We start from the raw sequence: 15549 nt of genomic DNA on the forward strand, positions 1-15549 counted from the left end.
TGCAGTTTAAAACATCTTGACTAAAATTAAATTTTTGGTAAATTATTAGCAGATGGACGATGTAATTGCTAATTAGGAGGTAAACAGTGGCTAATAATGAGGAAGAAAAGAAAACTACACCAGAAGTTAAAGAAGACCTAAATGAAGAAAAGAGGTCTTCTTTGGACGAATCTAGTAAAAATCAGGAAAAAACATTAGAGGAGAAACTTAAAGAAATGGAAGAAGAATTGAAGAAAAAGGAATCCGAAATTTTTGATTTAAAGGTTGAAAATATTAAACTGAAAGAGAGTTTGAGACAGGCTTCCGACATTTACGAAAAGGAATTAAAAAGAAAACTCCTCAAGGAAAGAATAGAAATTTTTAAGGAATTCCTTGAGGTATTAGATAATTTCGAAAGAGCCTTTGAAAGTATTAATGATGATTCGGTTCACTCAAAAGGAATAATGTTAATAAAAGAGCAGCTTATGAAGTTCCTTTCCTCATACGGCATAAAGGAAATGGACTTATTAAATAAGCCTTACGATCCAAATATCGCAGAGATTGGCGAAGTGGTGGCAACAAAGGACCACGAGCCTAATATGGTGGTTAAGATTCTTCGAAAAGGTTATTATATTGGAGATGATGTTTTAAGGACGGCAGTTGTTGCCGTTTCAAAAGAATCAACCGAAAATACTTCAAATCAAAATAACAATTAGGAGGTGAAACTATGGGAAGAATTATTGGAATTGACCTTGGAACAAGTAACTCTGCTGCGGCAGTTATGATTGGTGGTAAGCCTACTATTATCCCTGCGGCAGAGGGACCAAGCGTTGCAGGTAAAACTGTTCCATCTGTTGTTGCTTTTACAAAAGATGGACAAATTCTTGTTGGAGAACCAGCAAGAAGACAAGCGACAATTAACCCTGAAGGTACCATTACAGGTATCAAAAGAAAAATGGGAACGAAAGAAAAAGTAAAAGTTTTTGATAAAGAATATACACCAGAGCAGATAGCAGCGTTTATCTTACAAAAAATCAAGAAAGACGCAGAAGCATTTTTAGGTGAAAAGGTTGAAAAGGCAGTTATTACAGTTCCTGCATACTTTAACGATGACCAGAGACAAGCAACGAAAAATGCAGGAGAAATTGCAGGTCTTGAAGTTGTCCGTCTTGTAAATGAGCCGACTGCTGCTGCATTTGCTTACGGGCTTGATAGATCCGATAAAGAATTAAAGATCCTCGTATTCGACTTTGGTGGTGGCACACTTGATGTTACAATAATGGACTTTGGTGGTGGTGTCTTCCAAGTCAAAGCAACTGCTGGCGATACACAACTTGGTGGCCGTGATATGGATGAAGCATTGGTAAACTATATTCTTGAAGAATTCAAGAGAGATACAGGCATTGATCTTAGAAACGACAAAATGGCAATGGTCCGTATTCGTGAAGCGGCAGAAAAGGCGAAGATAGAACTTTCGTCTGTCCTTGAAACACAAATTAACCTACCTTTTATCACTGCTGATGCAACAGGGCCAAAGCATCTTGTAATGAATATTACACGTGCAAAACTTGAGTCTCTTGTTGAACCAATTGTTAAAAGATGTGCGGGACCTCTTGAACAAGCAATTAAGGATGCTGGGCTTACTCCCCAACAGATTGATAAGATAATTCTTGTTGGTGGCCCAACCAAAATGCCGATTGTCCAAAAATTTGTTGCAGACTACATTGGTAAACAGCCTGAAAGAGGTATTGACCCGATGGAATGTGTTGCTATGGGTGCAGCAATTCAAGCAGGTATCATCGAGGGTGAAGTAAAAAATGTTGTTCTTGTTGATGTTGTGCCAATATCTTTGGGTATTGAAACGCTTGGTGGCATATTTACCAAGATGATCGAAAGGAATACCCCAATTCCAACATCCAAAACACAAATATTTACAACTGCAGCAGACAACCAAACAAGTGTTGAGATACACATTTTACAAGGTGAACGACCTCTTGCAAAGGACAATCTCTCATTAGGAAGATTTATCCTTGACGGCATTCCACCTGCGCCACGTGGAGTTCCTCAAATTGAAGTTACCTACGCTGTTGATGAAAACGGTATTTTACATGTTACTGCAAAAGACCTTGCAACAGGTAAAGAACAAAAAGTAACTGTGACCAACTCTAATAAACTTTCCAAAGAAGAAATTGAAAGGATGAAAAAAGAGGCTGAAATGTACGCTGAAGCAGACAGAAAACGTGCAGAAGAAATTCAAATTAAGAACGACGGAGATGCTCTTGTTTATTCTGGAAGGAAATTCTTAAGAGAGTATGGTGATAAGATTAATCCGACCGATAAGAGTGCGCTCGAAAATGAACTTAATGAACTTGAAAAATATGTCAAAGAAGGAAATGTTGAGATGATTAAGACAAAAATAGAATCCGTTAACCAGTTAATGTCTAAGATTGGACAGGATATGTATAAACAAGGTGGAGGAACAACAGGCGGTCAAAATCCAAGTTAATGTGGTATAATTAGGCTATGGCAAATAAAGACTATTACGAAATCCTCGGGGTTTCGAGAAACGCAAGTCAAGAGGAGATTAAGAAGAAGTATAGAGAACTTGTAATGAAGTATCATCCTGACTTGCATAAGGATGACCCAGAGGCTGCCAAAAAAATGGCAGAGATAAATGAAGCATACGAAGTTTTAAGCGATCCAGAGAAAAGAGCACAGTACGATAAATTTGGGACCGTAGGTCCAAATGTTGGAGGATTTGAGAGGGGCTACGGTCCCTCATACGATTTTTCAGGTGATATCTTTTCAGATATTGGCGAAATCCTGAGGGATTTTGGATTTGGAGGATTTGGTTTTGGAACAGGGGCACGTGAGAGAGTCGAACGTGGTGAAGATATAGAGGTTGAAGTTACGATACCATTTAAGGATGCTGTCCTTGGTACTGAAAAAGAGATACCTATAAGAAAGAAGGAAACATGTCCTGTTTGTAAAGGAACTGGCGCTGAACCTGGGACAGGATATACAATATGCCCTACATGTAATGGCACAGGATTTGCAACAAAGAGGCAAAGAACCCCGTTTGGTGAATTTGTTGTGCAGACTACGTGCCCTACGTGCCATGGAACAGGAAAAATCATCAAAGAAAAGTGTCATAATTGTGGTGGAACAGGTGTTGTTGAAAAACTTTCAAAGGTTACAGTAACTATTCCTGCAGGCATTGAAGATGGTACAGTTATAAGAATTAGAGGAGAGGGTAATGCAGCACCCCATGGCGGTATTGTAGGTGATTTGTATGTAAGAGTTAAAGTGGAAAAGGACCCTCGGTTTATAAAAGAAGGCAATAAGATTTATTATGTAGCTCATATTTCTGTTCCCGAAGCTGTTTTAGGAACTGAAATAAAAGTTCCTCTTATTGAAGGTGGCGAGGAGGTTGTTAAAATTCCTCCAGGAACGCAACATGGGACTGAAATTAAGTTAAGAAGAAAATTTGGCGTAAGAAGGCCATACGATTATGTTATTAAAATAGTTATTGATATTCCCACAACTCTTACAAGCGAGGAAGCATTCTATTACGAGAAGTTAAAGGAGATTTATGAAACAAAGAATAGAAAAAGGTAAAACAAAAGTTGTTGTAACAATAGGGCCTTCAAGCGAAAGTCCCGAAATAGTAAGGGAATTTTTTAATTTAGGTGTTGATATTTTTAGGCTAAATTTTTCACATGGAACGCATGAGGATCATTTAAGAAGGATTAAAATAATAAGAGAAATTGAGTCTGAATTTGGATATTCTGCTTCTATACTTCAAGATCTTCAAGGACCAAAAATCCGCCTTGGAACCTTTAAGAGTGGAGAAGTTATCTTAAAAGAAGGAGACTCTTTTATTATAACTAAGAAAGAAGTTTTAGGTGACGAGCGAATCTCCACCATTACTTATAAAGAAGTAATTGACGAAGTAAATATTGGTGATTTTATATACATAAACGATGGGCTAATCAAATTAAAGGTTACAGGAAAAGCAAATGACGAAATTGAAACTCAGGTTATTCAGGGAGGTCCAGTTTCTGATCACAAGGGTGTTAATTTCCCTACAACCAAACTAACTATTGATCCTCTCACCGAAAAAGACATCGATGACCTTCGGTTTGGTCTTCAAAATGGAGTTGATATGGTTGCGCTATCTTTTGTAAAAACGAAAGAGGATGTTCTTAAACTCAAATCATACATGGGTAAATTTGGTAGAGTTGTTCCAATAATTTCAAAAATTGAAAAATGGGAAGCGGTGGAAAATCTTCAATCAATTGTAGAAGAATCGCAAGCAGTAATGGTCGCAAGGGGAGATCTTGGTGTTGAACTACCTATCGAGAAAATCCCCCTAATACAAAAAGAAATTATAAGAATTACAAACAATCTGGGAAAGCCTGTAATTACTGCAACTCAAATGCTCGGTTCAATGGTGGAAGAGCAGTTCCCAACAAGGGCGGAAGTAACAGATGTTGCAAATGCGATTTTTGATGGAAGTGATGCCCTCATGCTTTCGAACGAAACGGCGGCAGGTAAAAATCCTACGTTATCTTTAAAAATGATGAGAAGCATCATAAAAGAAATAGAAGAAAGTGTTCTTTTCAAAGATAACTTAAGGAAATTAAATTCTCAAATTCTTGAAATTAATGTGCCCGAAGTTCTTTCAAAATCAATAAAAGATATCTCGGAACTTTTGGATATAAAACTTATAATTGTTGCAACTGAGAGCGGAAAAACCGCAACGCTTGTGTCAAAATATAAACCACAAGTGCCTATCCTTGCTTTAACTCCGAAAGATGAAACACTAAGATTTTTGAATTTGAAGTGGGGTGTGTTTGCATACAAAGTAAGAAATTATTCAAGCGTTGATGAGATATTAAATGAAGCGCCAACAATTGCGACAACTCTTGGACTCCTTTCTAAGGGTGATAGATATATCATTGTTTGCGGGACACATACAGGAGTTTCAGGGACAACAAATCTCATAAAAGTTGATGTAGTATAATTTTTTTCTATCAAACAAGTTTCCAGGCTACCGACAGGTAGCCTTTATATATTTTTTTTAAATAATTGTTTAATATTATTTAAGTGCAACTTGACAAAATTAAAAAATACATTAAAATTAATTAGAGGTGATTTTAGATGAGAAAGAAAATTGTAAGTATCTGTCCAGTTTGCGGTGGTCCTCTAACAATAACTGAATTAAAATGCAATAACTGTGGAACTGTGATTCAAGGAAATTTTGAATTTGACAGATTTATGCTCCTTGATGACGAAGATAGAGAATTTCTCATTGAATTTTTAAGATCTCGTGGAAATATTAAGGAAGTCCAGGCAAGACTTGATATTTCATATCCTACTGCAAAAGCAAGGCTTGATAAACTTCTCAAAAACCTGGATTTGTTTGAGGATGAAACCAAGGAAAGATTTACAAAAAGTGAGGTGCTTTCAAAATTGGAAAGAGGTGAGATAACTGTTGATGAAGCAATAGAGCTTCTTAGGGAGGCAAAGGATGAGTGAAAACCTCTATAAAAAGATTGAAGAACTGTATTTATCGGGAAGAATTACTGAGGAAGAAAAAAACGCACTTTTAAAGGCCTTAGAGGATAAGGAAAAAAACGTTGAACAAATTTCTCAAATTAATATAAACATAAGAGCAACTGATCTTGAAATCGTTGGAAAAGAAGATATACATTATCCTCAATTTGGACAAGGGTCACTTAAAATGGTCAAAAACGGCAATACTTTATATCTTGAAGATAGCCTTGTTTCAAAAGATTTTGCGAAGATTTTAGTTCCATACAAAAGCAACATTCTCATAAAATCTGTTAGTTCTAATATATCTGTTTCCTCAATATTAGGGTTTCTACAAATTCAATCTGTAAGTTCCGATGTTTTAATACAAAACGTTTCAGATAGAGTTATAGTCTCTTTAATTTCAGGTGACGTTGAAATTACAAATGCTTATGGCAGATTAGACATTACAACAAAGTCGGGGGATATAAGAATTAATGAAAGTAAGATAGAAGGAATTCTAAAAACCTACTCTGGGGATATAATTGCATCGATTGTTGAATTTAAAAATTCACGCTTTAATACATTTAACGGCGACATAACCTTAAGAAAAAGCCGTTTCTTAAATAAGTGTGCGATTAACACGTATTTTGGGGATGTTTCAGTCGGGGTTGCAGGTGATGTTTTGATAAACGCCTTTTCATCCATGGGTAGTGTATCAAGCAACTACCGTTTAAATTCTCGTAATGTTGATAATGAACTTAAAGTAGAGACAAAATTTGGAGATATAGATATAGAGGATGAGTCTTATAAAAAGGCCTAAAGGCTTTAAGGGTTTTACATTTTTAACAATCGGACAAATTCTCAGTTTTGCGGGTTCTGGTATGACACAGTTTGGACTCGGGATATGGATCTGGAAAACAACTCACAATGCAACACCTTTTAGTATTATTACATTTGCATTTTTTGTGCCTAATATGATATTTTCCACTGTTGCAGGTGCCCTTGTCGATAGATTACCAAGAAAGATATCCTTAGTCTTGCCCGATTTATCAGCAGGTATTGTTACAATTATTACTCTTATTCTATTTTTACTAAACAAGTTGAACTTGCCTTTTCTTTATATTGCATCCTTCGTTTCTGGTGCATTTAATACATTTCAATGGCCTGCCTACTCTGTTACCATAAGTTCAATGCTATCGAAGGAAGAATATGGGCGTGCAAATGGTCTATTTTCTCTTACGGAAAGCGCACCTGCACTTATATCTCCAATTGCTTCAGGATTCTTATATTCAATCATTGGTCTTCATGGAATAATGCTTATAGATATAATTACCTTTATTATTGCAATTAGTATGGTTTTTCTCGTTGAAATCCCACAAGTACACATCGAAGAGAAACGTGAAAGCATTTTAAGAGATGCTGTGTTTGGGTTTAGGTACATATTTTATAAAAGATCACTTCTTTATCTTCTTATGGTGTTTCTTCTTACAAATTTCTTTGGTGGATTTTGGAATACTCTTTTCACTCCAATGATCTTAGGTAAATTTAATGGAAGTAGCGTTATCTTGGGAACAGTCGAAACGATTTTTGGCGTTGGTGGAATCTTAGGTGGGATTATTATGAGTGTTTGGGGAGGAGCAAAGAAAAAGATTAAAACTTTGCTTCTTGGGATTTTTGTTGGAGGCATATCTGAAATTTTTATTGGTCTATCATATTCAGTCACAGTACTTTCGTTATTTGGACTCCTTATGGGTATCGCTAACATCTTTGCAAATGCATCCTCTCAGTCGATTTGGCAGAGTATAGTTCCATTGAATCTTCAAGGAAGAGTTTTTTCAGCAAGAAAATTTATTGCACAATTTGCATCTGCAATTCCAATGCTTGTTTCCGGTCCTCTCGTTGATAATGTTTTGTCAAAGTATTTTAATAGTAATAACTTACTCTCAAAGACTTTTGGAATTGGTAAAGGTGCGTCAATTGGCTTTCTTGCATTTTTATCAGGAATATTGTCTGTATTTGTTGTAATTTGGGCAGTTAGAAATACTTATGTTATGAGCGTAGAAGATTTAGCACAAAATTATGAAGTAAAGGAGGCGCTTACATGAAAGAATTAGAAAAAATTCTTAATTTGTTCCAAGAAGGTCGAATCGGAAAGGATGAGGCGATGCGTTTGATTGAAGCGCTTTATGAATCGAAAGATGAGAGTAATCAATCCAAAACCCGAAAAATTAGAATTGAGGTGGTAGAAAACGGAGAGAAAAAAGTTTCTGTTAATATGCCATTAAGTATTTTACGGTTTCTTACAAAGACGGCTAAGTTGCTAAATAGAAATTACATTGAAATAGAGAACGAAAGAATTCCGATTGACATAGAAGAGTTAGAAAGCATTCTAAACGATTCTAATTTTAGAGGTCCTATTATGAGTGTAGATGCTAATGGTGAACCGGATGGTAAAAATACGAAGGTAATAATCGAGGTATTGTAGATTACGAGGTGCACAATGCGAAAAGTTTCAAGAGAAGAGATACTTAGCGGAAATCCTGTGAAAATTATGTTTCAACTTGGTTTGCCAATTATGATTTCTCAAATACTTTTTACCTTTTACAACATGGCGGACACTTTTTGGCTTGGACATTTACCTTCGGCAGAATCTGGAAGCGCAGTTGCAGGATTGCAAGTTGCATTTCCCATTGTTTGGTTTCTTATATCATTTACGCTGGGCTTTGGTTTTGCTGGAGTTGCTTTGGTTTCACAGTATACTGGTGCAAACGATCACAAAAATGCGAATCATGCCGCCTCTCAGGTGCTCTCATTCTTGACAATTGCAGGAATTCTTGTTGCTATTTTTGGTTATTTTGTTATGCCCATTATTGCACATCTAATAACGAATGTAGCAAATGTATCAGCTACTGCAATAAAATATATGAAAGTTTACGTTATAGGGATTCCTTTTCTATTTGTAAGTGCAGCCTTCCAAAATATTCTATCAGCAAAGGGTGATAATGTAACTCCGATGCAGATATCGTTAGTAACCAATGTAATGAATATAATACTTGATCCTTTTCTCATTTTCGGTTGGTGGATATTTCCAAGGCTTACAGTAGTTGGAGCAGCAGTTGCGACCGTTATAACTGAGGGAGTTGCAGCAATAATTGCTGTTTATTTTCTTTTCAAAGGAACAAAAGGTATTAAAGTTTCTTTAAGTGATTTAAAGATTGAGTTATCTTGGTTTTTACGGATTTTTAAGATCGGTTTTCCTGCAGCGGTTGGAAATTCTGGAACATCACTTGGGTTTGTTGTTCTCACGGCTCTCATTGGACGTCTTCCAAATGCAGAAATTGCACTTTCTGCCTATGGTATTGGAGATAGAGCGATTCATATAATTTTTGTTGTCGTTGAAGGAATTGGTGCTGCAATTGTTACGATGATTGGACAGAATCTTGGAGCAGGGCTTATTGAACGGGCAGAAAAAATCTCAAAAGAAGGAATTAAACTTGAATTTGTAATAACGCTTATTGAAAGTGCATTCATATTTGTAATACGAAACGCAATATACAAAGTTTTTATTCCAGGTAATATGGCAGTCATTCAAGAAGGAAGTAAATTTCTAACCATATTTATTTTAGGGCTTCCTTTCTTTGGTCTTTTCTCGGCAGTTTCAGGGGTCTTTAGAGGGTCTGGACACAATGTCGAACCCATGATCGGCGATCTTTTAAGACTTTGGGGGTTAAGGCTTCCGTTATCCTATTTACTCAGTAGATTTTGGGGCTCGTCAGGGATTTGGTGGGGAATGACTTTAAGCAATATCATCGCAGCGGTGGTTCTTTACGTTTTCTATACCTTTGGCAAGTGGAAAGTCCCGATTATCAAGAAAGAGGAAATTTTTATTGAGGAGAGTGCAATTATCACAGGGAGTGAGTAAAAACTTTATCCTCCTTCTTTTGGTTTATGGGGAAGGCAAAACGCTTTCCCCATTTTTAATTTCGGTTGTATAATATTTAGATGAAAACTTTAATTGAGATTGTAAAGAAGGAACTGAACTCTTCTTCACATGATTTTGACCATACATTGAGAGTATTAAATCTTGCTTTAAAAATTGTAGAGCATTATCCTGAAGTAGATTTAGAAGTTTTAAAGGTAAGTTGTATTCTTCATGATATCGCAAGAGTAAGAGAAGACGCTGATCCAACGCATACCATTGATCATGCAGAACTTGGCGCAGAAATGAGTAAGGAAATTTTGAAAAGTCTTGGATATAAGGATGATTTTATTTCAAAGGTTTCTCACGCAATAAGAGCGCATCGCTTTAGAGGTAAAATTTTACCAGAAACCATCGAAGCAAAAATACTTTCTGATGCAGATAAACTCGATGCAATCGGTGCAATTGGGGTTGCTCGTGCGTTTATAATCGCAGGTGAATATGGAGAAAGGCTTTATGTTGAAGTTAATGAAGATAATTTCAAAGAGGCTAAAAGAATTAATAACTTTAAAGAACACTCTCCAAATATTGAGTATCTTGTAAAATTGCGTTATATAAAAGATAGGCTTTATACGGATTATGCAAAAGAAATTGCTGAAGATAGATTGAGATACATGGAAGAATTCTTTGAAAGGCTCAAAAGAGAGGTAAGGGGGGAATTATGAGAAACAAGGAGGTTGCAGAAAAATTTTATGAGCTTGCGGAAGTTGCAGAACTTGCAGGTGAAAACCCATTTAAAGTGAAGGCATATCTTGAGGCGGCGCGTGTCATTGAAAACCTCACAATTCCCATTGAAGACCTTGCAAAAGAGGACAAACTTGATGGAATAAAAGGCGTAGGTAAAAGCATTGCTGAAAAAATCAAGGAGTACCTTGAAACAGGTAAAATTACGAAACTTGAAGAGTTAAAAAAGGTTGTGCCCGAAGGTCTTCTTGAACTCGAGAAGGTGAAAGGATTAGGAGCAAAAAGAGTGAAGATTCTATATGAAAAACTCGGAATCAAGAATCTTGAAGACCTTGAAAAAGCTGCAAAAGAACATAAAATAAGGGATCTTGAAGGCTTTGGCGAAAAGACTGAGCAAAAAATACTTGAAGGAATCAAATCATTGAGAGACAAAAGAACAGATAGATTTTTGATAGGTATAGCGCTTCCAATTGCTGAATCTATTGTAAATCTTCTTAGCAAGAATACGCCAATTGAAAAACATATGATTTGTGGAAGTTTAAGGAGAATGAAAGATACGATTGGCGACATTGATATTCTTGTTACTTCTAAAAATCCATCATTTGTGATGGACTATTTTGTTCAGATACCATTTGTAAAAGAAGTCCTTGCAAAAGGTGATACAAAATCTTCAATTATAACGCAGGAAGGAATTCAAGTTGATTTACGAGTTGTTGAGAATGACTCTTTTGGCGCAGCGATTCAATATTTTACGGGATCAAAAAATCATAACGTGCGTCTTAGAGAAATTGCTATTAAAAAGAATTTGAAATTGAACGAATACGGAGTTTTTAGGCTTGATGATAATGCAATAATTGCAGGTGTTAAGGAAACTGATGTGTATGAGGCACTTGATCTTGATTGGATTCCTCCCGAAATGCGAGAAGATACAGGTGAAATTGAACTTGCGATGCAACACAAACTTCCTACTATTGTTGACTACAAGGATATAAAAGGCGATTTGCATATGCACACGAAGTATTCAGATGGTGCTAATACAATAGAAGAGATGGCACGTAAGGCTATCTCACTTGGTTATGAATACATAGTCGTAACTGAGCACGCAAAAGCGCTTGGTGTTGCTCACGGTCTTTCAATAGAGGAATTTAAAAAAGAAAAAGAAGAAATTAATAGATTAAATAGAAAATTTTATCCTTTTAAGATATTTCTCGGTGTTGAATTGAATATCCTTTCAGATGGCTCTATTGATTTTGATGAAAAGGATCTTGACATTTTTGATTTATGTCTTGCAGGAATTCATACCGGAATGAATCAGAGTGAAAGCGCAATAACTGAAAGAATTAAGAAGGTTTTACAAATCCCAAAGGTTAAAATTATAGTTCATCCTACCGGAAGAATTATAAATGGGCGTTCAGAATATAGTGTAAACATTGATGAAATTTTTAGGGAGGCAAAAAAGTACAACAAAATTTTTGAGATAAATGCTTCGTTTGAACGGCTTGACCTAAGCGACGTCAATGCAAGAAAAGCAGTTTATGAATATGGGCTTAAAATTGCTATAGGAACTGATGCTCACTCAACCGAATCAATGAATAATATGCGCTTTGGCGTTGGTGTAGCAAGAAGGGCTTGGTTACGGAAAGAGGATATTATAAACACAAAATCTTTGAAAGAATTTGAGGAATTTTTGAGGGAAGTATGAGAAGAGTTCTTGTTTTAGGAGAAAATGCTGTTGATGTTAAAATAAGGCTTGACGACCTTATACTTTCCGATGACGAAAATCATATTCCAGAAGAGACTTCAATAAATTTTGGAGGGACTGGAATAAATTTTTCGTTTGCGTTAAAGGTTCTCTCCGAAACACCAGTCTATTTTACTCCTATATCTTTGGATGCCTTTGGAAAAAGCATTCGACAATTTTTGGAGCAAAACAACATATACTATTTTGATTATAGTTCAGAAAAGCCAACTCCTGTTGTTGTGAGTATTATTTCGAAAGATAAAAGGATAACGATTGCAAATATTAAAGGAACTGCATATGTTGACATCACTTTCAATGTCTTTCTAAATGCAAATCTTCATTATGACTATGTTTATGTTTCAGGAGGTCTATTAACTGAAAGAAATCCTCAAATTGAAAGTTTCAAAATAATAAAGCATATTAAAGAAATGGGGCGTGCTATATTCTTTGACCCACAAGTACGCATTGGCAAAGATCTTCCAGGTTTTATTGAAACTTGCGAGGAAATTATTCCTCTTTCAGATATTGTGCTTGCAAATGAAAAGGAGATTTCTGTTTTTGGGAAAGATCTTTTAGAAAACTTCCTTGAAAGAGGAGGCGTTTTAGTTGTAAAAAGAGGGAAGGAAGGCGCGAAACTTATCACAAATGTCAGGGAACATGAGGTTAAAGGAGTAAGTTTGAAGAGTGTAAATGTAGTTGGTGCTGGCGATGTATTTAATGCAGCATTTATTAAGTCTTTTATCAATACGAATCGTTTAAATGAATCTCTTGAATTTGCAAATGAATTTGCAACAAGATATGTAGAAAAAGGGTTTTCATAGTATGGAAGAATTTAAACTCGTATCGGATTTTAAACCTACAGGTGACCAGCCAGAGGCAATAGATAAACTTGTTTGGGGGATTAAGAAAGGATTTAGGTTTCAAACCCTTCTTGGTGTAACAGGATCTGGAAAGACTTTCACAATGGCAAATGTTATCGCAAGAGTTCAAAAACCTACACTTGTTATCTCCCATAATAAAACACTTGCTGCACAACTTTATTCTGAATTTCGGAGATTCTTCCCCGAAAATGCAGTTCACTATTTCGTGAGTTACTATGATTTTTATCAACCGGAGGCTTATGTGCCACAAATTGACCTTTATATTGCAAAAAATGCTGACGTAAACGAGGATATAGCTCGCTTGAGGCATGCAACAGTAAGGGCTCTTCTTGAGAGACGAGATGTTATAGTAGTTGCATCTGTTTCCTGCATCTATGGTTGGGACTCACCAGAGGAGTATAAGGAACAACTCTTTACAATAAAAATTGGGGAGAAAATTAACAGGCTCAACATTGCAATGAACCTTGCAAGACTTCAATACGAGAGGAACGATATAAACTTCAAAAGTGGCACCTTTAGAATGCGTGGAGACATTATTGATGTTTTTCCTAAGGAATCTGAAACAGCGATAAGAATCGAACTGTTTGGTGATGAAGTTGATTCAATAGTAGAATTTGATCCCCTCACAAACGAACTTATAAGAAGATATTCTTCTTTTACATTCTTCCCTGCTCAACAATTTATAACAACACAAGAGCGTATACGAAAGTATGTTGATGAAATATTGAAAGAACTTGAAATGCGAGTAGAGTTTTTCAAATCACGTGGCAAGTTTGTTGAAGCAGAGCGCCTTGAAGAACGAACAAAATACGATATTGAGATGCTCCTCAATACAGGGTATTGTACAGGGATTGAAAACTACTCAAGGTATTTCTCTGGAAGAAAACCTGGCGAAGAACCGTACACACTTTTAAATTTCTTCCCAGAGGATTATCTACTTTTTATTGATGAATCCCATATAACAGTACCACAATTGCGAGGTATGTATCGTGGGGATCATGATAGAAAACTAACTCTTGTGAAATATGGGTTTAGATTGCCTTCGGCATTGGATAATAGACCTTTGAGATTTGAAGAATTTTTAGGACATATAAATCAGTGTATTTTTGTTTCAGCAACACCATCAGAATACGAACTTTCAGTAAGTGAACAAGTTGTTGAACAGTTAATTAGACCAACTGGTCTTGTTGACCCGGAAGTTGAGGTAAGACCTCAAAAGAATCAAATTGAAGACCTTATTAATGAGGTAAAATTAAGGGCGGAAATAGGAGAGCGAGTAATTGTTAACACTCTTACTAAAAAGTTTGCAGAAGATTTGACTAATTATCTTGTTGAAAAAGGCATAAAGGCAAAATATCTTCACTCGGATATAAAGACACTGGAGAGAGTTGAGTTACTGAAAGGGTTTAGATCCGGAGAATTTGATTGTATTGTTGGAGTAAATCTTCTTCGCGAAGGCCTTGATTTACCTGAAGTTTCACTTGTTGCAATTCTTGATGCAGATAAGGAAGGTTTTTTAAGAAGCGAAACCTCTCTTATTCAACTCATGGGAAGAGCTGCGCGAAATGTTTCTGGTAAGGTTATCATGTATGCAGATGTGGTATCAGATGCAATGAAAAAAGCAATACAAGAGACGAATAGGAGGCGAGAGAAACAACTTAAATACAACGAAGAGCATGGTATTACTCCTCAAACAATAAGAAAGGCAATAACTGATCTTATAGATCTACCTTGGAAAAAGGAAAGTGAACTTGAAGAAGTTATTAAAGTTGAGTCTCTTACTTATGAAGAGTTTATTGCGCTTATTACTGAACTTGAAGAGGAGATGCATCTTAAAGCAGAGGTTCTTGACTTCGAGGAGGCAATAAAGATTAGAGACAAGATAAACAAATTACTTGAGGAGTACAAGAAAATATATCCAAATCTAAGGAGAAAAAAATGAGAATAGGTCTTGCTTTGGGGAGTGGTGGCCCAAAAGGTCTTGCGCATATTGGTATCATAAAAGTTTTATTGAATGAAGGAATTTTGCCTTCAATAATAACGGGCTCAAGCATTGGTGCACTTATCGGTGGGGCATATGCAAAACTTGGAGATATTGAGGAAGTTGAAAAAATTGCAAAGTCTTATGATATGAAAACTGTTTTAACAGTTCTTTTCGATCCTACATTAAAGATGGGTTTGGTAAGAGGAAAGAAAGTGGTTGATTTTATTGAAAAAAACATAGGAGATGCAGAAATTTCAACGCTTGTACCGAAGTTTTTTCCTGTTGCAACCAATTTTAATAATGGAGAGCCATACGTATTTGAAAGAGGAAGCCTTGTTACGGGAATTCGTGCAAGCATTTCAGTCCCAATTTTCTTTGAACCAGTAAGGCATAATGGCTTGTTGCTCATGGATGGTGGTTTGTCTCAACAGGTACCAGTACGCACAGCGAAGGAAAAAGGTGCAGACTTTGTAATTGCGGTAAACTTATACGGAAAACTTTCCGAAACTCCATACAGAAAAATTAGCAGAGTTAATTTTTATAGAATCTTTTCAAATTCAATAGATATCCTTCAATATAATCTTGCAAGAGAGAACTGTAGAGACGCAGATATTGTAATTGCACCTGACGTTCAAGATATAGGTTGGGATTATTTTTGGAAACCTTCGGAAGTGATTGAAAGAGGAGAAAAAATTGCTTTAGAAAAACTTCCTGAAATTAAGAAGAAGTTAAATGCTTTAAAATAATTTAGGGGGGTATTACC

14 protein-coding genes are annotated in these 15549 nt (G+C 36.0%); all 14 read left to right on the plus strand.

Features of this window, described 5'->3' with window-relative positions:
• Window positions 1-86 precede the first annotated feature (86 nt).
• Window positions 87-695 (plus strand): nucleotide exchange factor GrpE, encoded by a 609-nt coding sequence (locus CSE_RS03240; protein ID WP_014453220.1) that lies wholly within the window; start codon window positions 87-89, stop codon window positions 693-695.
• 11 nt (window positions 696-706) lie between these two features.
• Window positions 707-2485: a molecular chaperone DnaK gene (gene dnaK, locus CSE_RS03245; RefSeq protein ID WP_014453221.1), complete on the plus strand. Its 1779-nt coding sequence runs from the start codon at window positions 707-709 to the stop codon at window positions 2483-2485.
• A 17-nt stretch (window positions 2486-2502) separates the two neighbouring features.
• Complete coding sequence (dnaJ, locus tag CSE_RS03250; protein WP_014453222.1) at window positions 2503-3597, plus strand: molecular chaperone DnaJ; 1095 nt, start codon at window positions 2503-2505, stop codon at window positions 3595-3597.
• The gene (gene pyk, locus CSE_RS03255; protein ID WP_014453223.1) at window positions 3572-5005 is read left to right on the plus strand and encodes a pyruvate kinase; all 1434 of its coding nucleotides are present in this window, start codon (window positions 3572-3574) and stop codon (window positions 5003-5005) included. The genes dnaJ and pyk overlap by 26 nt, the downstream gene beginning before the upstream one ends.
• 137 nt (window positions 5006-5142) lie before the next feature.
• Window positions 5143-5520: a DUF2089 domain-containing protein gene (locus tag CSE_RS03260; RefSeq protein ID WP_014453224.1), complete on the plus strand. Its 378-nt coding sequence runs from the start codon at window positions 5143-5145 to the stop codon at window positions 5518-5520.
• On the plus strand, window positions 5513-6337 hold the full coding sequence (locus tag CSE_RS03265) for a DUF4097 family beta strand repeat-containing protein (protein ID WP_014453225.1): 825 nt from the start codon (window positions 5513-5515) through the stop codon (window positions 6335-6337). Before CSE_RS03260 ends, CSE_RS03265 begins: the two co-directional genes overlap by 8 nt.
• Entirely contained in the window at window positions 6315-7622 is a 1308-nt protein-coding gene (locus CSE_RS03270; RefSeq protein WP_014453226.1) for an MFS transporter, read from the plus strand. Before CSE_RS03265 ends, CSE_RS03270 begins: the two co-directional genes overlap by 23 nt.
• Window positions 7619-8002 (plus strand): hypothetical protein, encoded by a 384-nt coding sequence (locus CSE_RS03275; RefSeq protein ID WP_014453227.1) that lies wholly within the window; start codon window positions 7619-7621, stop codon window positions 8000-8002. Before CSE_RS03270 ends, CSE_RS03275 begins: the two co-directional genes overlap by 4 nt.
• 15 nt (window positions 8003-8017) lie before the next feature.
• Complete coding sequence (locus CSE_RS03280; protein ID WP_014453228.1) at window positions 8018-9439, plus strand: MATE family efflux transporter; 1422 nt, start codon at window positions 8018-8020, stop codon at window positions 9437-9439.
• An 80-nt stretch (window positions 9440-9519) separates the two neighbouring features.
• On the plus strand, window positions 9520-10161 hold the full coding sequence (locus CSE_RS03285; protein WP_014453229.1) for an HD domain-containing protein: 642 nt from the start codon (window positions 9520-9522) through the stop codon (window positions 10159-10161).
• Window positions 10158-11882, plus strand: a complete 1725-nt coding sequence (gene polX, locus CSE_RS03290; RefSeq protein ID WP_014453230.1) for a DNA polymerase/3'-5' exonuclease PolX — start codon at window positions 10158-10160, stop codon at window positions 11880-11882. The genes CSE_RS03285 and polX overlap by 4 nt, the downstream gene beginning before the upstream one ends.
• Window positions 11879-12742, plus strand: coding sequence for a carbohydrate kinase family protein (locus CSE_RS03295; RefSeq protein ID WP_014453231.1), 864 nt, complete (start codon window positions 11879-11881; stop codon window positions 12740-12742). The genes polX and CSE_RS03295 overlap by 4 nt, the downstream gene beginning before the upstream one ends.
• 1 nt (window position 12743) lies before the next feature.
• Window positions 12744-14744, plus strand: coding sequence for an excinuclease ABC subunit UvrB (uvrB, locus tag CSE_RS03300; protein ID WP_014453232.1), 2001 nt, complete (start codon window positions 12744-12746; stop codon window positions 14742-14744).
• Window positions 14741-15532, plus strand: coding sequence for a patatin-like phospholipase family protein (locus CSE_RS03305; RefSeq protein ID WP_014453233.1), 792 nt, complete (start codon window positions 14741-14743; stop codon window positions 15530-15532). The genes uvrB and CSE_RS03305 overlap by 4 nt, the downstream gene beginning before the upstream one ends.
• The last annotated feature ends 17 nt before the right edge of the window (window positions 15533-15549 follow it).

Source organism: Caldisericum exile AZM16c01 (assembly GCF_000284335.1).
In the GTDB taxonomy this organism is placed as follows: Bacteria; Caldisericota; Caldisericia; order Caldisericales; family Caldisericaceae; genus Caldisericum; species Caldisericum exile.